This window comes from Myxococcus sp. AB056 (genome assembly GCF_006547365.1).
Lineage (GTDB): Bacteria > Myxococcota > Myxococcia > Myxococcales > Myxococcaceae > Myxococcus > Myxococcus virescens.
The window spans coordinates 1-18,641 of sequence record NZ_VHLB01000130.1 but is presented as its reverse complement, the minus strand read 5'-3'; the positions used below and the strand labels follow the sequence as shown (position 1 = coordinate 18,641).

Sequence of the window (18,641 nt, the reverse complement as noted above, 5' to 3'; positions counted from 1 at the left end):
CTCCGAGCCTCCCAGGCCCGACGAGGCCCGCCTGGCCCAGCAGCTTGAGCAGCGCTTCGCGGACGTCCAGGCCAAGCGAGACCACTTCTACGTGCTCGGCGTTTCGCAGGACGCCTCACGCGACCAGGTGAAGACCGCATTCCTCAACCTGGCCAAGATCTTCCATCCGGACCGCCTGCCGCCGTCGCTGCCCCACATGGCGCCGAAGATCACCGCCGTGTTCGAAGCCATCCGAGAGGCCTACGAGGTCCTCTACGACGACACCCGGCGCAAGACGTACCAGCAGAACCTCCAGGCCCAGCAGACCCTGCCCAAGCCGCCGGCGTCCGCGCCGACCGCTCCGGTACTCCGCCCGCAGGGCCGCGCCGACAGCAACGCCGACGACCTCTACAAGATGGGCGAGGTCTTCTTCCGCAAGCGCGACTTCACCACGGCCTCCGACCACTACGACCGCGCCCACGCGCTGGAGCCCAAGCCCCTGTATCTGGCTGCTCGGGCCTGGGCCATCTACATGGACCCGGCGCGCAAGGCGGACATGGCCAAGGCCAAGCAGATGATGGCGGACGCGGTCCGCGCCGACCCGAATTGTGATCGGGCGCACTACCAGCTTGGCGTCATCGCCCGGGTCGAAGGCGACATGGACCGCGCGGAGCGTTGCTTCCGCGAGGCCGTGCGCGCCAACCCCAAGCACCTGGAGGCGAACCAGGAGCTGCGACTCATCGACATGCGCAAGAAGAACCCTCCGAAGAAGGGAGGCTTCTTCCGCTGAAGCGGCAGGCCTCACAGTGGGTACGGGTGCTTCAGCCCGGCCCGATTTGACTCTCCCCCGCATCTGACTCGAGCCGCCTGTCCAGCAGGAGGCCAGTCAGGTTCCCCACCGGCCCCAGCCATTGACATGCCTGGAAAGCGGGCAGGATGCTCCCGCGTCAGGCTCCCTGGGCCGTCTGCAGTGACGAAAGGCATGGAACGTGGCCAAGCAGCACCTGCTCCTGGTCGATGGTGACGCGAAGAGCCTCCGGGTCATGGAGGTCAGCCTGAAGAAGGCTGGCTTCTCCGTGACGACGGCCATTCACGGCAAGGATGCGCTCGAGAAGGTCCAGATCAGCCCTCCGGACCTCGTGCTCGCGGACACGAAGATGCCGGAGATGGACGGCTTCGAGCTGTGCAAGACGCTCAAGTCCGACGAGCGCTTCAAGTTCATCCCGTTCGTCTTCCTGACGAGTCAGAAGTCGGTCGAGTTCAAGGTGCGCGGCCTGGAGCTTGGCGGTGACGACTACCTGACCAAGCCGATCTACATCAAAGAGATCGTCACCCGCGTGAAGATGATCCTCCAGAAGGCGGAGAAGGAGAGGATCGAGAAGCGGGAGACGACGAAGGGCGGTTTCGCCGGCAGCCTCGCCGACATGGGCGTGGTGGACCTGGTGCAGACCTTCGAGATTGGCCGCAAGACGGGCCTCATCAACATCCAGGGCGAGCGCACCGGCACCGTCTACTTCAAGGACGGACGCGTCATCGACGCGGAGCTGGGACGGCTCAAGGGCGAGAACGCCTTCTACCGGATGCTGAACACCTTCGAGGGCCAGTTCGAGGTGCAGTTCAGCGCGCTGGACCGTCCGGAGCGCATCGAAATCTCCACGCAGGGCCTGCTGATGGAGGGCATGCGCCGCCTCGACGAGTGGGGCCGCATGCTCGAGCAGCTGCCGCCGCTCGAGACGGTGTTCGAGATTGACTACCACCAGCTCGCCGACCGCCTGTCGGAGATTCCGGACGAGGTGAACGGGCTCCTGCGGCTCTTCGACGGCAAGCGCGCGTTGAGCCGCGTGGTGGAGGACTCGGACTTCGAGGACCTGGCCGCGCTGGGCATCATCAGCAAGCTGTACTTCGAGGGCCTCATCCGCGAGCTGGGCAACGCGCCACTGGAGCCGGTGCAGAGCAGCAAGCCTGGCATCGAGCAGTGGCTCAACACGGCGCCGCCCGCCAGCGCGACCGTGGAGCCCGCGCCTCCCGCGCCGGAGAGCCCGCCGCAGCCCGTTCCCGAAGCCGCCGTTCCCGAAGCGGCCCCCGAGCCTGTGGCCGCCGCGCCGGAGCCTTCTCCGCGGCCCATGCCGCAGAGCGTGCTCGCGCCTCCCGCGGGCGTGGAGGACGAGCCGGCCGCGCCGTCGCCCGCCGCGCCCGCGCAGCCCGCCAACGTGGTCGTCTTCCACGCGCGGCCCAAGCGCTCGGACACGCCTGAGTACACGCCGGAAGTTCCGGTGACCGAGCCAGTCCCGGAGGTCCCCGCGCAGGAGGCTTCGGCGTTCCTGGTCGAGCCGCCGCCGGCCCATCGCGCCGTGGAGCACGCGCGCCGCAGCCTGCTGCTGGACTGGAGCCGGGTGGACACCGAGGGCATCAGCGCGCCCACCACGTGGGGGCCGGGCTCTGGCTGGTCGCATACGCCGCGGGCCCATGGCGCCGCATCCTCCGCCTTCGCCGCGAGCGCGCCCGCCTTCGAGCCCGCGCCCTCGCCGCGTGCGCCCATCTTCGGTGGCGCGGCCGTGGCACCCAATCCGTTCCCGCCCGTGCCCCCTCCGACGCCGGCGCCGCCGTCATCCGAGGTGACGTTGGTGAGTGGCAGCGGCTACGTGACGCCGCCCATGCCGTCGGTGCAGGTCGATGCGGAGTTCGTGGCCGAAGAGGTCCCCGCCACGCCCCAGCTCGCGCTGCCGCCCGATTCGGGCCACGACGTGCCCGAACTGTCCGCCGAGCCGCCCACGCCCAGCGCGCCACTGGCCAGCACGGTCGAACCGTCTCTCGAATCCCCGGTGCCGGCCGCCACCGCGCCCGCGACACCCGGGGAGGTCGCCCCGGACGCTTCCGCGAAGCCCACGGATGCGGGAGTCGTCACGTCCGTGAAGTCAGCGGATGCCGCCCCGGTTGCGCCCGCGACGCCCACTTCTTCCGTGCAGTCGGCCGAAAGGAAGCCGGCGGCCACTCACTCCAGTGACGCAGCCGCGGCCAACGCGGGGCGTTCCAATCGCACCGGGCTCATCATCGGCGCGGCGGTGGTCCTCATTGGCGCTGTCGCGGCCGTTGTCGCGGGGACGGGCAGCGGTCCGTCGGAGACGCCTCCGTCGAAGCCTCCCGTGGTGGAGACGCAGGCGCCCGTGAACGACGACGCCAGGCCGACGCCACCTCCGGAGAAGGCGCCACCGCTCGAAGAGGCCACGGCCAAGGCCCCCGAGGCTCCGCCGGAGCCGCCCGCCGCTACACCGGATGCGGGCACGGCCATTGCCGAGGCGCCGAAGCCGCCCGAGGCGACCCCCACCGAGACCACCACTCCGTCTGCGCCCACCGTGGATCCGGAGGTCGAGTTCGCCACGCTGGTGAAGCAGGCGAGGGCGGCCATCGTCAGTCAGCGGTTCCGGTCGGCGGCGGGAAGCTATCGCAAGGCGCTGGCGCTCAAGCCGACGGCCACGGAGGCGAAGGCGGGTCTGGGCATCGCGCTGGTGAACGGCTTCACCACGGACGGGGCCTATCGCGAGGCGGCCAAGCTGTTGCAGGAGGTCGTCAAGGAAGAGGACTCCAACGCTCGTGCCTGGCTGTCGCTGGGCATGGCGCTACAGTTCACCGGCAAGAATTCCCAGGCGGCCGACGCCTACAAGCAGTACTTGTTGCTGGAACCGACGGGGTCTTCCGCCGAAGAGGTCCGCACGTTGCTCAGGGGGCTGGGCAACTGAGCGGGGGCGGCCCCACTTCCTTCATTGGCCCCCTGAGAAGTGAGCCGCCTTGCTCGTCCTAGGACTGGAAACCTCGTGTGATGAGACTGCCGCCGCCGTCGTGGAGGACGGCCGCCGCGCGTTGTCGGATGTCGTCTCCACGCAGGTGGACATCCACCGGCGGTGGGGTGGGGTGGTGCCGGAGCTGGCCAGCCGCAACCACATCGTCCAGGTGCTGCCCGTCGTCCACGAGGCGCTGACGCGGGCGAACAAGACGCTCGACGACGTGGACCTCATCGCCGTCACGTCCGGCCCCGGCCTCATTGGCGCGCTGCTGGTGGGCGTGCAGGTGGCCAAGGGCCTGAGCCTGGCGACGGGCAAGCCCTTCGTGGGCGCCAACCACCTGGAGGGCCACCTGCTGGCCATCCGGCTGTTGGAGGTGGCGCCGGAGCCGCCGTTCCTCGGGCTCGTCGTTTCCGGCGGGCACACCAGCCTCTACGAAGTGCAGGCCTACGGGCAGTACCGGCTGGTGGGCAGCACGCGCGACGACGCGGCCGGCGAGGCGTATGACAAGACCGCTCGCATCCTCGGCCTGCCGTATCCGGGCGGGCAGCCCATCGACCAGCTGGCGCAGCAGGGGAACCCGGAGGCCATCCGCTTCCCGCGCGCGCTGCCGGGCGACAACTTCGACGTGTCCTTCTCCGGGCTGAAGACGGCGGTGCTGCACCACGTGCAGAAGCACGGCGTGCCGCAGGGGCAGGCGCTGGCGGATTTGTGCGCGTCCTTCCAGGAGGCCGTGGCGGACGTGCTGTCGAAGAAGCTGGTGGCCGCCGCGCGCCGGTTGGGCCACAAGCAACTGGTGCTGTGCGGCGGCGTCGCCGCGAACTCGCGGCTGCGGGCCCTGTGTCAGGCGCGGGCCGAGGAGCGGGGGTTGAACATGTTCCTGCCCCCGGTGCGGCTGTGCACGGACAATGGCGCCATGATTGCGGTGGCGGGGTATGAGGCGTACCGCCGCGGCCTGCGCGGAGATTTCCGCCTCGCCGCCGACCCGGCCTGGCGCATGTAGAGGGGAGCAGACGGGTGGAATCGCCTAGAGACATCCTCAAGCGGCATGGCCTGCGCGCCAAGTACAGCTGGGGGCAGAACTTCCTCGGAGACGAGGACGCGCTGGAGGCCATCGCCGACGCGCTGAACCTGCGCGCCGATGAGCCGGTGGTGGAGCTGGGCCCGGGCCTGGGCCACCTCACGCGCTTCCTGGCCGCCACCGGGGCCCGCGTCACCGCCGTGGAGCGGGACCGGGACATGGTGATGGTGCTGGAGAAGGAGTCCATCCCCGGCGTGCGCGTGGTGTCCGGCAACGCGGCCACGGTGGACTTCGCCCAGGTGGCTGGCGCGCCCGACGTCGCGGTGGCGGGAAACCTCCCGTACCACCTCACCAGCCCCATTCTCTTCCGAGTGCTGGAGCAGCGGGCCCATGTCTCGCGCGCGGTCTTCACGCTCCAGAAGGAAGTGGTGGAGCGGCTCGCCGCGGAGCCCGGCAACCGGGACTACGGCCTGCTGACGGTGCTGCTGGGCATGCACTACGACGCGGAGAACGTCCTCACGCTGGAGGCGTGGCGCTTCCATCCGCCCCCGAAGGTGGACTCCGCGGTGCTGCGGCTCACCCGCCGCAAGTCGCCGCGCGCGCCCATCATCGACGAGGCCCGCTTCACCCGCGTGGTGAAGGCGTCCTTCGCGCACCGGCGCAAGACGCTCATCAACTCCATCAAGTCGGACCCGACGCTGGGGACGACGGAGACGCTCATCGCCGCCCTGGAGGCCGCGGGGGTGGATCCGCAGCGCCGCGCGGAGACGCTGGCGCCCGAGGAGTTCGCCGCCATCGAGCGCGCGCTCGGCCCCGTGACGGCGGCTCCGCCAGCGTCCGCGGAGTAGGGCGCCGCTAGCGTCCGCGCATGCCCAGTGCCTGGAGCAGGCCGCCTTGCTGCTCCAGGTAGGCGAAGAACTCGGCTTCAGGGATGCGCATCCGGGCGAGCACGCCGCGGAGGATGTCCTCCACGGTGCCGTCCTGTCGGCGCTTCAGCTCCATGGCCGTCTTGAGCAACACCACGCCATAGAGCGGATCCGGCTCCACGGGAGGTGTGGGCGCTCGCTGGGTGGGCGTGCTCTGGCGGGCCTCTTCCAGCCGCACCACTGTCTTCGCCCGCTGTCTGCCGCTCATGTCCGGAGACCACCCCGCGCACACGCCAAGAAGTCGCGCGGACCGTAGGAGATGCGTCTCGGAGCGTCAAGGGACGCGGGACGCCGTGGAAAATTGCCGGATTCCAGCGGCCGTGTTGTGTTATCCGCCCGCGTGCGTGGCCGCGCCTTCGCGCGATGTCTCGCGCGCGCGGTCTCAAAGCGCATTCCGCGGGCGGGAGGCCTCGGGCGGATGGACTACCGGTATATCGTGGTGGAAGGGCCCATTGGCGTGGGCAAGACGAGCCTCTCCAACATCCTCGCGGAGCGTCTGGCGGGACGGCGCATCCTCGAAGTGGTGGAGGAGAACCCCTTCCTTTCCAGCTTCTACACGGACCGGCAGAAGTTCGCGTTCCAGACGCAGATCTTCTTCCTGCTGTCGCGCTTCCGTCAGCAGCAGGAGCTGTTCCAGCAGGACCTCTTCAGCTCGATGACGGTCAGCGACTACCTGTTCGCCAAGGACCGCATCTTCGCGCACCTCAACCTGGACGCGCACGAGCTGGCCCTCTACGAGCGCGTCTTCGAGGCGCTGGGGCCCCGCGTGGCCAAGCCGGACCTGGTCATCTATCTCCAGGCCCGACTGGACGTGCTCCTGCACCGCATCAAGAAGCGCGGCCGGGAGTTCGAGCGCAAGTTCGACCCCACGTACCTGGAGGGGCTCGTCCACTCCTACAACAACTTCTTCTTCCACTACACGGACACCCCGCTCCTCGTCGTGGATACCTCGGACATCGACTTCGTGAATGTCGAGGCAGACAGGGAAGACCTGCTTGCCACCATCCGGAAGGCGAAGCCGGGCACGCAGCATTACGTTCCAAAGGCTTCCCGCCGGGGCTGAAAGTCAGGCTCCTGGTGGGACGTCCGCCTTCAATGCCCCCACGGCGGGCGCGGGGGCGTTAGAGTGCGGTGGCGGGCCCAGGGCTCCCGGCGATCCCCGGTGGGGACGGCGAGGCGCGAATGGGCCCGTCAGGCCGTTCAACCCGTAGCCATAGGAGGTGAACCGTGAAGGACAAGGTCACCATCCACACGCTGAAGCGCTTCAAGCAGATCGGTCAGAAGATCTGCATGGTCACCGCTTACGACGCCACGTTCGCCCACATCCTCGAAGAGGCAGGCGCGGATGTGCTGCTGATAGGCGACTCGCTGGGCATGGTCATCCAGGGGCATGACTCCACGCTGCCGGTGACGATGGACCAGATGGTCTACCACACGGCCGCCGTGGCCCGAGGCGCGCGCCGGGCGCACGTCGTGGCCGACCTGCCGTTCATGAGCTACCAGGTGTCGAACCAGGAAGCAGTCCGCAATGCGGGCCGGTTGGTGGCGGAAGGCGGCGCGGGCAGCATCAAGCTGGAGGGCGGCGCTGAGTTCGCGGACACGGTGCGGGCCATCGTCCGCGCGAGCATCCCCGTCATGGGACACCTGGGGCTGACGCCGCAGTCCGTCCACAAGATGGGCGGCTACGTCGTCCAGGGCCGCGGCGAGGACCAGGCGCGGCAGATTCTGGACGACGCGCTGGCGCTGGAGCAGGCCGGGGCCTACGCGCTGGTGCTGGAAGGCGTGCCCATGGACCTGGCGCACACCGTGACGCAGCGCCTGTCCATCCCCACCATCGGCATTGGCGCCGGCGTGGATTGTGACGGCCAGGTGCTCGTCTGCTACGACCTGCTGGGCATGAACCCGGACTTCAAGCCGAAGTTCGTGAAGCGCTACGCCAACCTCCACGGCTCGATTACCGAGGCCGCGGGCGCGTTCTTCGCGGAGGTCCGCAAGGGCGCGTTCCCGGACGAGGAGCACTCCTTCAAGGCGACCAAGAACATCCGGCTGGCGCCGGGGGCTCCGGCCCCGGCGGCCCGGGTGGAGCCGTCCGCGCCCGCCGAGGCTGGCGACAAGCTGGGCCCCGTCTACGGGAGACCCGCCTAGTCATGGCTCCCGCCGTCCTGAAAACCATTGCGGACGTGAAGGACTGGACGGCGGGGCTGCGCCGGGAGGGGCACCGGCTCGCGCTGGTGCCCACCATGGGCTTCCTGCATGAAGGTCACCTCTCGCTCATTCGCGAGGGGCGGCGCCGCGCGGACGTGGTGGCCGTGTCCATCTTCGTGAACCCCACGCAGTTCGGGCCGAAGGAGGACTTGTCCCGCTACCCCCGCGACTTCGAGGGTGACGTCGCCAAGTGCATCAGCGCGGGCGCGCAGGCCATCTTCGCGCCCGCGGGCCCGGAGGTGATGTACCCGCAGGGCTACCAGACGTACGTGGAGGTGACGGACGTCAGCCAGGGCCTGTGCGGGGCCCGGCGTCCGGGGCACTTCCGCGGGGTGGCCACCGTCGTCACGAAGCTGCTGACGCTGTTCCGCCCGGAGGTGGCGCTCTTCGGGGAGAAGGACTACCAGCAGCTCCAGGTCATCCGGGCGCTCAACCAGGACCTGCACCTGGGCGTGGACATCGTCGGAATGCCGACGGTGCGCGAGCCGGACGGCCTGGCGATGAGCAGCCGCAATGCCTACTTGTCCCCCGAGGAGCGGCAGCGGGCGCTGGCCCTGTCCCGGGGGCTCAAGGCCGCCCAGGCGCTGCTGCGCGAGGGCACGCGGGAGTCGGAGCCCCTGGTGGCGGCCGTCCGGCGCGAATTGGAAGCGGCGGGGCTCCGGGAAGACTACGTGGAACTGGTGGATGCGGAACGGCTGACGCCTCTGGCTTCGGTGGCGCCCGGGCAGCCTGCCCGGTTGCTCGTCGCGGCCTTCAGTGGCACGACGCGCCTCATCGACAACATGCAGTTGGGTGGTGAGGAGAACGCGGGACGCGTATGACATCCGGAGGGAAGCCAAAGGGAGTGGGCCGTGAGCCCGGCGTGAGGGTCATCGCGGAAAACCGTCGTGCGCGTTTCGACTACACGGTCGACGAAAAGGTGGAGGCCGGGCTGGCGCTCACGGGAAGCGAGGTGAAGTCTCTGCGAGACGGAATCGCCAATCTGTCGGACGCCTACGCGCTCCCCAAGGGGGACGAGCTCTTCCTGCTCAACGCGAACATCGGCTCCTACAAGGCGGCGAGCTTCTTCGACCACCTTCCCACTCGGGGTCGCAAGTTGTTGATGCACCGAGGAGAAATCGACCGTTGGACGGCGAAGGTGCGTGAGCGGGGTTATTCGATCATCCCGCTTGTGCTGTACTTCAGGAACGGCCGTGCCAAGGTGGAGCTGGGGCTCTGCCGGGGCAAGACGCACGAGGACCGGCGCCACGACATCAAGGAGCGGGAGACGAAGCGGGAGATGGACCGGGCGATGCGCCGACGTTGAGAGGGGCGCCCGAAGTTCTTTCGCCGTACACCGATGGACGACAAGAAGGTTCTCGACAAGAAGGAGCGGCTGCTGGCCGCGCTCGACCAGGGCATGGTGATGATTCACCTGGACGCGCGTCGTCCGGGCGTGCTCGTCCCAGCCTCCGTCAAGACGGAGGCGCACCTGCGCCTCAATCTCTCGTACCGGTTCGACCCACCGGACCTCACGGTGGGCGAGTGGGGCGTGCGTTCCACGCTGAGCTTCTCCGGCTCGCGCTTCACCATCGCGGTGCCGTGGTCGGCGTTGTTCGCCATCGCCAGCCACGTGACGAAGGAGTTCTGGATGTACCCGGAGGACATGCCGCCGGAGTTGCTCCAGCAGACGGCCGCGTCACGTCCGGCGCAGCCCCTGCCCGTCGCTCCCGTGCCGGTGGCCGCGGAGCGTCCGCGCACCTTCCTCCGGGAAGTGCAGGGCGAGCGGCGCGATGAGCCGCCCGCCGATGTTCCGCCCGCGGACGGACCGCCGGACGAGCCGCCGCCGCGTCGTGGCCACCTGCGCCTGGTGAAGTGAGGCGCGTTCAGCGCTTCAGCTTCGCCTCGATGTGAGCGGCCTCGCCGCCGGAGAACGTCCCCTTCCATGTGCGGTGGCCTTTGAGCCGGACCTGGATGGGGACGCGTCCTGCTGGGTAGCGGTTCTCGAGCAGCAGGGGCGTCGTCCCCAGCTCCGCGTCCCGGACCCAGACGGTGGCTCCTGGCGGGTCGCTGTCGATGCGCAGCATCGGGGCCGACAGGCGGAGCCCCGTCGCCGACATCACCCGAATGAGCAGGGTGGAGCGCTGAGGCCACAGCCAGATGCCGGTGCCCACCAGGAGCGCCACGAGCAGCAGCCCCAGTGCCCGTTTCAGGCGCGAGCGCCGGAGGAGGGCCGCCTCATCGGGCCAGTCGCTCGCTGGCGAGGGCGGGCGCTCCGCCAGCTCCAGTGCATCGGCGTCGGTCTGGAGCACGCTCTTCGCGCCCGGCGTGACGTGCGTCTGGGGGACACTCTCCGCGAGCGTCTGATGCGCGGTGAGCTCGAGGCCCGCGGATGGAGCGAAGGCACCGGGAGCGGTGGGCGTGCGAGCCGTTGCCGCCGCGCCGGTCGAGGCATCCGGCCACATCGCGCAGTGTGAGCACCGCGCTCGGGGCGAGGAGAGCACGTGGTTGCATCGAGGGCAGCGATGCACCATCCGCCCACTGACGCTGAGCGCCGCGCCGCCCGGCATGGAGAGAGGCGCTTCTTCCGGCGCAGCGGCCTCGGCGGGCGCCGGCGTCTGCACGGCCATCGCCAGCGAACCCGCGTCAGCCGGGGGGCTGGAAGCCGTTGCCTGTTCACTCAGGGGCGGCGGCAATCCCAGCCCGCGAAGGAACGCGGCCAGCGTCTGCGACGTCGCGGGCTCGCCGACCTGGGCCAACCACCGGGCAAAGCCTTCGGCCAGTGACTCCGGCGAGTGGAAACGCTCCTGGGGCGCCCTCGCCAGCATTCGCATGACGGCGCCCGCCAGGGGTGTGGGCACGCCCTGCGGTGGCTCCACGGGCCGCGTCAGGATGGCGTAGGCCACCGCGCTCGCGTCGCTCTCGGTGTGGAACGGATGCCGCCCCGTGAGCAGCTCGTAGAACACGATGCCCAGGGAGAACTGGTCGCTCGCGGCGGTGGCGGGAGCGCCTTGCAGCACCTCGGGCGCGGTGTACGCCTCCTTCCCTCGGAAGACGCCGGGCGCGGTGTGGGCCGGGCCGGCCATCCGCGCGATGCCGAAGTCCGTCAGCTTCACCTCGCCCTCGCGAGACACCAGCACGTTGGAGGGCGACACGTCGCGGTGGGCCACCATCACCGGCCGCCCGTCATGCACCTTCCGGTAGGCATGGCCGAGCCCCGCCAGGGCCTGATGGACGATGAAGGCGGCCAGGTGCGGAGGGAAGCGCACGCCCCGGCGCGCGGCCGAGCGCAGCAGCACGCCCAAATCCCACCCGTCCACCAGCTCCATCACCAGGAAGAGCCCTTCGGGGCCCTGGCCCACGTCATGGACGGTGGCGATGTTCTGGTGTTGCAGCAGCGTGGCCAGCCGGGCCTCGGCCAGGAACATGCGCGCGATGTCCGGCTCGCGAGCCAGGTGGGGGAGCACCCGCTTGATGGCCACCGGCCGCTCGAATCCCTCCGCGCCGCGCGCGACGCCGAGGAAGAGCTCCGCCATGCCTCCAGAGGCCAGCGGACGAACGAGCCGGTAGCGTTCGTTCACGGGGCGCTCAGGCGGCGGGCTGGGTGATGTCGCGCAGCAGCTTCCAGGGATAGATGCCGGTGGTGTGCCCGTCGCTGAAGCTGAAGGCCAGCGCGTAGTTGCCCACGGGCTGCACCTGCTTGATGCGCAGGTCGGCGGGGACCTTCGACGGGTCCAGCGTCCGCTTGTTCGTCCATTCGTCCACGCACGCGGCGCAGGGGCACTGCTGGCGCAGCACCTGTGCGGTGGCGTCCGTCTTCACCCCGTCGTCCCACGTCAGGTCCAGGCGTGCGCCATCCGAGGACAGCTGTGCGTCCGTCGCGGTGACGACTTGGGGGGCGGGCTTGATGCGGTCCCAGAAGCTCAACGTTTCACCTTCCAGAGTCTCAACAGTCTTGCGCCCTCCCTACCATCCTTCGGCCGTCAGGAGGCGAGCTTCACGGGCAGCCGGTGGCCCTCCAGCCGCACGCCCTGCTTCGCCAGCACCTGCTTCAGGGCCTGGACGACCTTCGGGTCCAACTGGGCGCCGCTGAGGTTGTCGAGGATTTCCATCGCCTTCTCCAGCGGCATGGCCTTCTGGTACGGGCGGGTGGAGGTGCAGGCGTCGAAGGTGTCCGCACACGCGACGATGCGGGCCAGCAGGGGAATGTCCTCGCCCTTGAGCTTGTCCGGGTAGCCGGTGCCGTCCCAGCGCTCATGGTGGTGGCGGACGCACGCGCGCACCGCGCCCAGGAAGCTCACCGGGCCGATGATGGCGTCACCGATGGCGGGGTGCTCGCGCATGATGTCCATCTCCTGGTCCGTCAGCCGCGTCTGCTTGCAGAGGATGGACTCCACGATGCCAATCTTCCCGATGTCGTGGAGGATGCCGCCGTACTGCAGCTGCCGCAGCTCGCGCTCGGTGAGCTGCATCTCCCGGCCAATCTGCACCGAGACGTCGCCCACGCGCTGGCTGTGGCCGCGGGTGTACGCGTCCTTCGAATCGATGGAGTTCGCCAGCGCGACGATGGTCTCCAGGTAGCCCTTCTCCAGGCTCTCGTAGAGGCCGCGGTTCTCCATGTCGTACGCGAGCAGCTGCTTGCTCATGTAGTTGAACGTCTGCGCCAGCTCGCCCAGCTCGTTCTTCTGCTTGATGTCCACCTCGACGCCGAACTTGCCGTGCGCCAGCTCCAGCGCGCCGCTGATGAATCCCTTGAGCGGCCGGGTGAGGTTCCGCGAGAAGAGCGCCGCCAGCACCACCGCCACCAGGATGGCCGCCCCCAGACCCAGGAGGATGCGCTGCTCCATGGTGTCCACCTGACGGTAGGCGTGCTCCACGGGTTGTTCGGAGACGATGGCCCAACCCGTCTCGGGGAGCACCGTGTACGCGGCCACCACCGCGTCCCGGCCCTCGCCGAAGTTGCCGACGTGGAACAGCTCCATGTCCGACTTGCCCACCAGCTGCTTCAGCAGGTGCGCCACCGGGCCGCGCTGCGCCACGTCCTCGCCCAGGCCGGCGACGCCGCCACCGCCCGCCACGAGGTGTCCGTGCCGGTCCGTCAGATAGGCGAAGCCGGTGCTGCCCACGCGCTCCTGCTCCAGCATCTTCCGCAGGTCGGCCAGGGACAGGTCCGCTGCGATGTACCCTCGGATGGGCTCGCCCAGGGGGAAGGCCAGCGTCAGCACCGGCTCGCTGCCCTGCGGGTCCTTCACCACGTCCGCGTAGCGCACGCCCTCGATGTTCTCGAGCAGCGCCCGCGCGCGCTCCTCATGTCCGGCCAGCGCGGTGGGCGGCACGTCGTGCTTGGAGAAGGCCTGGAGTCCCGGCAGCCGCTGGCGGTTGGCGTCGAACACGGTGAGCGCCAGCACATCGCGCCGCTGGTTGAGCACCGAGGCCAGGTGCGTCTGCTGCGCTTCCAAGGGCAGGCCGAAGAAGCCGGGCACGCGGGCCAGGCCCAGCACCGCGTCGGTGGGCTCGCCGAGGAAGATTTCGGCCTTGAGGCGCAGCTGCTTCACGCGCTCCTGTGCCAGTTCCTGGGCGTCGCGCACCAGGAGCTCCCGGGTATGGGAGACGGAGAGCCACCCCACCATCAGCGTGGGGACGACGCCCACCACCAGCATCAACAGGAGGATGGCTTTGAACAGGCGCACGGCGTGGCTCCTCCAGGGGTTACTGCCACTGGCCCTTCTTCACTTCGAGTTTGAGGCGCTCGGACACCAGCTCGAAGTGCCGGGGCGCGCTGGGCTCGGACGGGCCCGCGGGGCCCACCGCGCGCACCGTCCACCGGTAGCTTCCCGCGGGGAGCACTGGCAGCTTCGCTTCCAGGCTGGTGACTGTCTGGGTGAAGACGGCGCGTTGCTCCTGCGCGCGCGACACTTCCACTTCATAACGTTCCGCGCCCCGTACAGCCTCCCAGGTCAGCTTCACCGGCCCCAGGTGCCCGTCCCGGTCGGGGCGCCGCTTCAGGCGCGCGGAATCCTCCGGTTGCCCGGGGCTGGGAGCCACCAGCGGCCGAAGGGGCGCGGGGGGCGGATGGCCCTTCTCCACGCGGATGGATTCACCCTTGGCGACGGGCTGTGTGACGCCCTCGGCCTCCACGCGGACCGGGGGGCCGTGCTTCACGGTGACGGTGGTGCTGTCGCCGTCGCCCACTTCCACGGAGAACGCGGAGGACTGCGGCGAGCGGTCCGCCGCCACCAGCTTCCCCACGGCATTGGCCTCCGATGCCGCCTGCGTGTAGCGCGCCTCGCGGAAATGGGACTCCGCGACCTTCAGCCGGGAGGAGGCCGCTGGGGGGACGCTCGCATCCTTCGAGCTGGCCACCAGCGTGCGCGCCGTCTCCAGGGCCTTCTGCGCCAGCACGCGCTCGTGGCCGGGCACCTTCAGCCGGGTCCCCGCCGCCACGTCGTCCGAGGAAAGTCCGTTGAGTGCGCGCAGCTCCCCCGCGGCGCGCGCGTCGCCCAGGGTGCGCTGGGCCACCTGGCGCAGGGATTCGTTGGGGCCCACCACCACGGTGCCCGGGGGCGTCGTGCCCAGCCATGTGAGGAGGAGGAGCGCCGCCTTCATTGGAAGACAATCTCCCTTCCCGCCTGGATGGTGGCGGACGGCGTGGTGACGGACAGGGACTGGGTGGCGGGCTTCTCCAGCTCCGCGTCGATGCGGCCCCGCAACACGGTGAGGTCCGTGCGCTGCTGGCCGGGGCGGGTGCGCGTCTCCGCGATGCTGATGAGCGAGTCCCCGGTGAGGTGCACCGTGCTGCCGTTGGCGGCGAAGACGATGTCGGTGCCGGCGCCCGCCTCGGTGCGGACCTTGTCATTCTCGTAGAGCGGCTGGCCTTCCCGGGCGGGGCTCCACTCGTCGGCCGTGGCGCGCTTGATTTGGACGCCGCCCTTCATGGCTCGCAGGTGTGCGCGGTGTGTGGCCACCGTGGGAGGCGTTGCCGCGTCGGGCGCGGACGGACGCTCATCGGCGGTGCAGCCGGTGGGGAGGGCCGAAAGCGCGAGCGCAAGCAACATGGGAGACCAGCGTCGTCCGTTCACGAGAGGAGTTCCGGGGGACCCGAAGTCTATCGAAGGTGGACCCGAGGGGGGCGGGCCTGGGTACACGCACGCTAGTCCAAACGGCGGTGCTCCAGGCAGGGGAGGTTGCGGCGGATTCGTGCTTGCAGCTCCGGGTCCACCGGCGCCAGCGCCAGCCCCTCGCCCTCGGAGGCTCGCGCTGTCACCAGACCCCACGGGTCCACCACCAGGGCGTGGCCATAGGTGACGCGGTTGGCGGAGTGCCGTCCTCCCTGCGCGGGCGCCAGCACGTACGCCTGGTTCTCGATGGCGCGGGCCCGCAGGAGCACCTCCCAGTGGTCCTTGCCCGTCATGAGGGTGAAGGCCGCCGGGACCGCCAGCAGCGTGGCGCCTTCGCGGGACAGCCGCCGGTACAGTTCGGGGAATCGCAGGTCGTAGCAGACGGACAGCCCCAGCCGGCCGACCTCCGTCTCCGCGGAGACGACGTCCGTTCCCGGCGCCACCGCCGCGGACTCCTGATAGGTCGCACCATCTCCCACCTCGACGTCGAAGAGGTGGATTTTCCGGTACACGGCCAGCCGCTCGCCGCCGGGGCCGAAGAGGACGCTGGTGTTGTAGAGGCGCCCACCCGGCGCGCCCGTCTCCAGCACGCTGCCGGCCAGCAGCGTCACCTTCAGCTCCCGGGCCAGGCTGGCCATCCGGGACAACGTCGGACCGTCGAGCCCCTCGGCGGCGTCCTGCCGCTCGGGCTCCGGCCCCATCCAGGAGAAGTTCTCGGGGAGGCCCATCAGCCGGGCACCCAGTGCGGCGGCGCGCCGGACGAGCCGGGTCGCGGCTTCCAGGTTGTGGGCCTTGTCGGCGGTGGACACCATCTGCGCGGCGGCGATGAGGTGCATGGGCGCGTTATAACCCTCGTGGGGCCTCGGAACCCCTGGGAATTCCTCGCCCAGCCGGGCGCGTTTCACCCGGAGCAGGAGGGCGCGTCCTTCCTTTACACCCCGACGGGGCGTGTGCTACGGACGCCCCGACATTTTTCGATGAAGCACTTCGAAAAGTGGGCCGCGTGCCCGCTTTTCGTGTTTTTGGAGACTGGTTTCCCGCTTATGTCGGAGAAGAACCTCAAGCAGACGGTGGAGGAGCGGGCCTTGGCCCTGCTCGAGCCCATTGTCGCGGGTGAAGGCCTGGAGCTCGTGGACCTGGAATTCCTCCGGGAGCGCGAGGGCTGGGTGCTCCGGTTGTTCATCGACAAGCCGGGTGGCCGCGTAGGGCTGGACGAATGCACCCAGGTGTCGCGCGCGGTGGATCCGTCGCTCGACGTGGAGGACTTCATCCCCCACGAGTACAACCTGGAGGTTTCCAGCCCCGGAGTGGACCGTCCGCTGAGGAAGCCGACGCACTTCGAGCGGGTGAAGGGACAGAAGGTGAAGGTGAAGACGTTCGGCCCGGTGGGAGAGCCCCCGCGCAAGAACTTCACCGGCACGCTGACCGAGGTGGCAGGCGACGGAATCTCGGTGGAGGTGGAAGGGGCCGGAACCTTCCACATCCTCTTCAAGGACATCGCCAAGGCGAACCTGGAGTTCCAGTTCTAGACGTCGACATACAGGGTGCCCCTCCGCGCGAGGGCGCCCGTGGACCCTTTTAGGAGAAGACCATGCCCACGCCGCAAGCCAACCCGAGTGTCAACCTCAACCTCGTCCTGGACCAGGTCGCCAAGGACAAGGGCATCGACCGGGCTGTGCTGATTGCCACGCTCGAAGACGCGATGAAGACCGCGGCCAAGAAGCACTTTGGCCAGGACCGCGAGCTCGAGGCGAAGTACGACCCGGACAAGGGCGTCGTGGAGCTGTTCCAGGCCATCACCGTGGTCGAGGAGATTGTCGACCCGGTCCAGGCGGTGAATCAGATCTCCCTGGTCGAGGCCCACAAGAAGGGCATGGAAGTGGAGCCGGGCGACGAGCTCGTGTTCCAGATCTTCTACCGGGACGAGGACGCCGCCGAGGCCAAGGCCCAGGACGACCAGTACGGTGACATCCTCCGCCTGAAGACCTTCCGCCGCGGCTTCGGCCGCATCGCCGCGCAGACAGCCAAGCAGGTCATCCTGCAGCGCACGCGCGACGCGGAGCGGGAGAACGTCTTCAACGAGTACCGCGACCGGAAGAACGAAATCGTCACCGGCATCGCCCGCCGGTTCGAGCGCGGCAACATCATCGTGGACCTGGGCCGCGCCGAGGCCGTGCTGCCGGTGCGCGAGCAGGTCCCGCGTGAGACCTACCGCCCCGGCGACCGCGTCCAGGCCTACGTGCTGGACGTGCTCCGTGAGTCCAAGGGCCCCCAGATTGTCCTCAGCCGCGCGTCCGTCAACCTGCTCACCAAGCTGTTCGAGATGGAGGTGCCGGAAATCGCCGAAGGCATCGTCGTCATCGAGGCGGCGGCGCGTGAGCCGGGCGGCCGGGCGAAGATTGCCGTGTCCAGCCGGGACTCGGACGTGGACCCGGTGGGCGCCTGCGTCGGTATGAAGGGCAGCCGTGTTCAGGCGGTGGTGCAGGAGCTGCGCGGCGAGAAGATCGACATCGTCCCGTTCGACGAGGATCCGGCCCGCTTCGTGTGCTCGGCGCTGGCCCCGGCGGAGGTCAGCCGCGTCATCATCGACGAGGCCAACCACGCCATGGAGCTCATCGTCCCGGACGACCAGCTCAGCCTGGCCATTGGCCGTCGCGGTCAGAACGTCCGCCTGGCCGCCCAGCTGACCGGCTGGAAGCTCGACATCAACAGCGAGAGCCGGGTCCGCGAGCTGCGCGAGTTCGCCAACCGCTCCCTGGGCTCGCTGCCCGGCGTCAACGAGATGCTGGTGGAGACGCTCTACGCGCACGGCTTCCGTCAGGCCCGGGACATCGCCGAGGCCAACGCGGAGTTGCTGGCGCAGTTGCCCGGCATCGACCCGGCCCGCATCCCCTCCATGCAGGAAGCCGCCCGGACCCGGATGGTCGAGGATCAGGCGGAACTGTCGCGCATGGATTATGAAAGAGAGCAGGCCCGCATCGCGGAGGCTCGGCGGCATCCGGACGAACTCAGCCAGCCCGAGCGCATGGCGCGCGTGCGTGGCGTCGGTGAGAAGACCATCGAGCAGCTCATCCTCGCGGGGTACCGCTCGGTGGAGGACATCGCCAATGAGAAGGATCTGGCGAAGCTGGGCGATGTTCCGGGTGTGGGTATCAAGAAGGCCCGTCAGCTGAAGAGCGCGGCGGAAAACTATCTGGTGGAGGAAGCCAAGCTGCGCGCGGAGCTGAATGCCGAGCGCGGCGCCATGACGGTGGCACTTGAGGGTGGCGCAGAAGCCACCAAGTCGCCGTAAGCTAAGCGAGCAAGGGAGGGGACGTGCGGCGCCCGGCTGGCCGGCCCAAGCCGGAAGTTCAGAACGTGGGGTCAGGTCCGGTCCGGACGTGCGTCGGATGCGGTTCGCGGCGACTACAGGCGGAACTGACCCGATTCGTGATAGGGCCCGGAGGCGCCATCGAGGTGGACAGGAAGAGGCGGCTGCCAGGACGGGGCGCCTACCTGTGCGGTGCCGGTTGTCTGACGGCAGCGCTGAAGCGGAAGGCGTTTGGTAGGGCCTTTCGCGGAAAGGCGGGCCAGGTTGACCCGTCGCAGCTCGGACAGGCATGGGAGCAGGGGGACGGTGAGCGGAGGGGTGCGG

The 18,641-nt window shown here is 69.4% G+C and carries 19 protein-coding genes; 12 read left to right on the top strand and 7 right to left on the bottom strand.

The features are described 5' to 3' along the window. From FMP39_RS34380 to rsmA, 4 genes are all read left to right on the top strand, one after another. On the top strand, positions 1-769 hold a 769-nt coding region (locus FMP39_RS34380; RefSeq protein ID WP_141594232.1), incomplete at its 5' end, for a DnaJ domain-containing protein. 199 nt (positions 770-968) lie between these two features. Further along, on the top strand, positions 969-3,716 hold the full coding sequence (locus FMP39_RS34375; protein WP_141594231.1) for a DUF4388 domain-containing protein: 2,748 nt from the start codon (positions 969-971) through the stop codon (positions 3,714-3,716). 49 nt (positions 3,717-3,765) lie between these two features. Then, positions 3,766-4,761 carry a tRNA (adenosine(37)-N6)-threonylcarbamoyltransferase complex transferase subunit TsaD gene (tsaD, locus tag FMP39_RS34370; RefSeq protein ID WP_011552135.1) on the top strand — a complete coding sequence of 332 codons (996 nt, stop codon included), beginning with the start codon at positions 3,766-3,768 and terminating at the stop codon, positions 4,759-4,761. A gap of 14 nt (positions 4,762-4,775) precedes the next feature. Next, positions 4,776-5,627: a 16S rRNA (adenine(1518)-N(6)/adenine(1519)-N(6))-dimethyltransferase RsmA gene (gene rsmA / locus FMP39_RS34365; RefSeq protein WP_141594230.1), complete on the top strand. Its 852-nt coding sequence runs from the start codon at positions 4,776-4,778 to the stop codon at positions 5,625-5,627. Positions 5,628-5,634: 7 nt separating this feature from the next. Here the strand turns inward: rsmA and FMP39_RS34360 are convergent, their stop codons facing one another. Beyond that, entirely contained in the window at positions 5,635-5,913 is a 279-nt protein-coding gene (locus tag FMP39_RS34360; protein ID WP_026114296.1) for a hypothetical protein, read from the bottom strand. Between the two features lie 210 nt (positions 5,914-6,123). Between FMP39_RS34360 and FMP39_RS34355 the strand changes: the two genes are divergently transcribed. The 5 genes from FMP39_RS34355 (at position 6,124) to FMP39_RS34335 (ending at position 9,768) form a co-directional block, all read left to right on the top strand. Further along, the gene (locus FMP39_RS34355) at positions 6,124-6,768 is read left to right on the top strand and encodes a deoxynucleoside kinase (protein ID WP_011552138.1); all 645 of its coding nucleotides are present in this window, start codon (positions 6,124-6,126) and stop codon (positions 6,766-6,768) included. Between the two features lie 164 nt (positions 6,769-6,932). After that, complete coding sequence (panB, locus tag FMP39_RS34350) at positions 6,933-7,850, top strand: 3-methyl-2-oxobutanoate hydroxymethyltransferase (protein ID WP_141594229.1); 918 nt, start codon at positions 6,933-6,935, stop codon at positions 7,848-7,850. Positions 7,851-7,852: 2 nt separating this feature from the next. Then, positions 7,853-8,731, top strand: coding sequence for a pantoate--beta-alanine ligase (gene panC, locus FMP39_RS34345; protein ID WP_141594228.1), 879 nt, complete (start codon positions 7,853-7,855; stop codon positions 8,729-8,731). Then, on the top strand, positions 8,728-9,216 hold the full coding sequence (gene smpB / locus FMP39_RS34340; RefSeq protein ID WP_141594227.1) for an SsrA-binding protein SmpB: 489 nt from the start codon (positions 8,728-8,730) through the stop codon (positions 9,214-9,216). The genes panC and smpB overlap by 4 nt, the downstream gene beginning before the upstream one ends. Positions 9,217-9,249: 33 nt before the next feature. Next, the gene (locus FMP39_RS34335) at positions 9,250-9,768 is read left to right on the top strand and encodes a ClpXP protease specificity-enhancing factor SspB (protein ID WP_011552142.1); all 519 of its coding nucleotides are present in this window, start codon (positions 9,250-9,252) and stop codon (positions 9,766-9,768) included. Between the two features lie 7 nt (positions 9,769-9,775). Here FMP39_RS34335 and FMP39_RS34330 read toward each other — a convergent pair whose 3' ends face one another. The 6 genes from FMP39_RS34330 to FMP39_RS34305 form a co-directional block, all read right to left on the bottom strand. Further along, positions 9,776-11,470 (bottom strand): serine/threonine-protein kinase, encoded by a 1,695-nt coding sequence (locus tag FMP39_RS34330; RefSeq protein WP_141594226.1) that lies wholly within the window; start codon positions 11,468-11,470, stop codon positions 9,776-9,778. Between the two features lie 7 nt (positions 11,471-11,477). After that, positions 11,478-11,816 carry a DUF971 domain-containing protein gene (locus FMP39_RS34325; RefSeq protein WP_141594225.1) on the bottom strand — a complete coding sequence of 113 codons (339 nt, stop codon included), beginning with the start codon at positions 11,814-11,816 and terminating at the stop codon, positions 11,478-11,480. A gap of 56 nt (positions 11,817-11,872) precedes the next feature. Further along, the gene (locus FMP39_RS34320; RefSeq protein WP_141594224.1) at positions 11,873-13,579 is read right to left on the bottom strand and encodes an HD domain-containing phosphohydrolase; all 1,707 of its coding nucleotides are present in this window, start codon (positions 13,577-13,579) and stop codon (positions 11,873-11,875) included. A 19-nt stretch (positions 13,580-13,598) separates the two neighbouring features. Beyond that, positions 13,599-14,495 carry a LysM peptidoglycan-binding domain-containing protein gene (locus FMP39_RS34315; protein WP_141594223.1) on the bottom strand — a complete coding sequence of 299 codons (897 nt, stop codon included), beginning with the start codon at positions 14,493-14,495 and terminating at the stop codon, positions 13,599-13,601. Next, complete coding sequence (locus FMP39_RS34310) at positions 14,492-14,944, bottom strand: FecR domain-containing protein (RefSeq protein WP_194858681.1); 453 nt, start codon at positions 14,942-14,944, stop codon at positions 14,492-14,494. The genes FMP39_RS34315 and FMP39_RS34310 overlap by 4 nt, the downstream gene beginning before the upstream one ends. 95 nt (positions 14,945-15,039) lie before the next feature. Next, positions 15,040-15,843 carry a carbon-nitrogen hydrolase family protein gene (locus FMP39_RS34305; protein WP_141594221.1) on the bottom strand — a complete coding sequence of 268 codons (804 nt, stop codon included), beginning with the start codon at positions 15,841-15,843 and terminating at the stop codon, positions 15,040-15,042. A 207-nt stretch (positions 15,844-16,050) separates the two neighbouring features. Between FMP39_RS34305 and rimP the strand changes: the two genes are divergently transcribed. The 3 genes from rimP to FMP39_RS34290 all read left to right on the top strand — a co-directional run. Next, positions 16,051-16,536 carry a ribosome maturation factor RimP gene (gene rimP, locus FMP39_RS34300; RefSeq protein ID WP_141594220.1) on the top strand — a complete coding sequence of 162 codons (486 nt, stop codon included), beginning with the start codon at positions 16,051-16,053 and terminating at the stop codon, positions 16,534-16,536. Between the two features lie 62 nt (positions 16,537-16,598). Continuing rightward, positions 16,599-18,299 (top strand): transcription termination factor NusA, encoded by a 1,701-nt coding sequence (gene nusA, locus FMP39_RS34295; protein WP_141594219.1) that lies wholly within the window; start codon positions 16,599-16,601, stop codon positions 18,297-18,299. A gap of 23 nt (positions 18,300-18,322) precedes the next feature. Beyond that, positions 18,323-18,641, top strand: a 319-nt coding sequence (locus tag FMP39_RS34290; protein WP_141594218.1) for a YlxR family RNase P modulator, incomplete at its 3' end; no start/stop codon positions are given.

Coding starts and splice junctions, on each gene's coding strand:
- FMP39_RS34360 (WP_026114296.1), bottom strand. CDS start 5,913: ATGAGCGGCAGACAGCGGGCGAAGACAGTGGTGCGGCTGGAAGAGGCC.
- FMP39_RS34355 (WP_011552138.1), top strand. CDS start 6,124: ATGGACTACCGGTATATCGTGGTGGAAGGGCCCATTGGCGTGGGCAAG.
- panC (WP_141594228.1), top strand. CDS start 7,853: ATGGCTCCCGCCGTCCTGAAAACCATTGCGGACGTGAAGGACTGGACG.
- smpB (WP_141594227.1), top strand. CDS start 8,728: ATGACATCCGGAGGGAAGCCAAAGGGAGTGGGCCGTGAGCCCGGCGTG.
- FMP39_RS34335 (WP_011552142.1), top strand. CDS start 9,250: ATGGACGACAAGAAGGTTCTCGACAAGAAGGAGCGGCTGCTGGCCGCG.
- FMP39_RS34315 (WP_141594223.1), bottom strand. CDS start 14,495: ATGAAGGCGGCGCTCCTCCTCCTCACATGGCTGGGCACGACGCCCCCG.
- FMP39_RS34310 (WP_194858681.1), bottom strand. CDS start 14,944: ATGTTGCTTGCGCTCGCGCTTTCGGCCCTCCCCACCGGCTGCACCGCC.
- FMP39_RS34305 (WP_141594221.1), bottom strand. CDS start 15,843: ATGCACCTCATCGCCGCCGCGCAGATGGTGTCCACCGCCGACAAGGCC.
- rimP (WP_141594220.1), top strand. CDS start 16,051: ATGTCGGAGAAGAACCTCAAGCAGACGGTGGAGGAGCGGGCCTTGGCC.
- nusA (WP_141594219.1), top strand. CDS start 16,599: ATGCCCACGCCGCAAGCCAACCCGAGTGTCAACCTCAACCTCGTCCTG.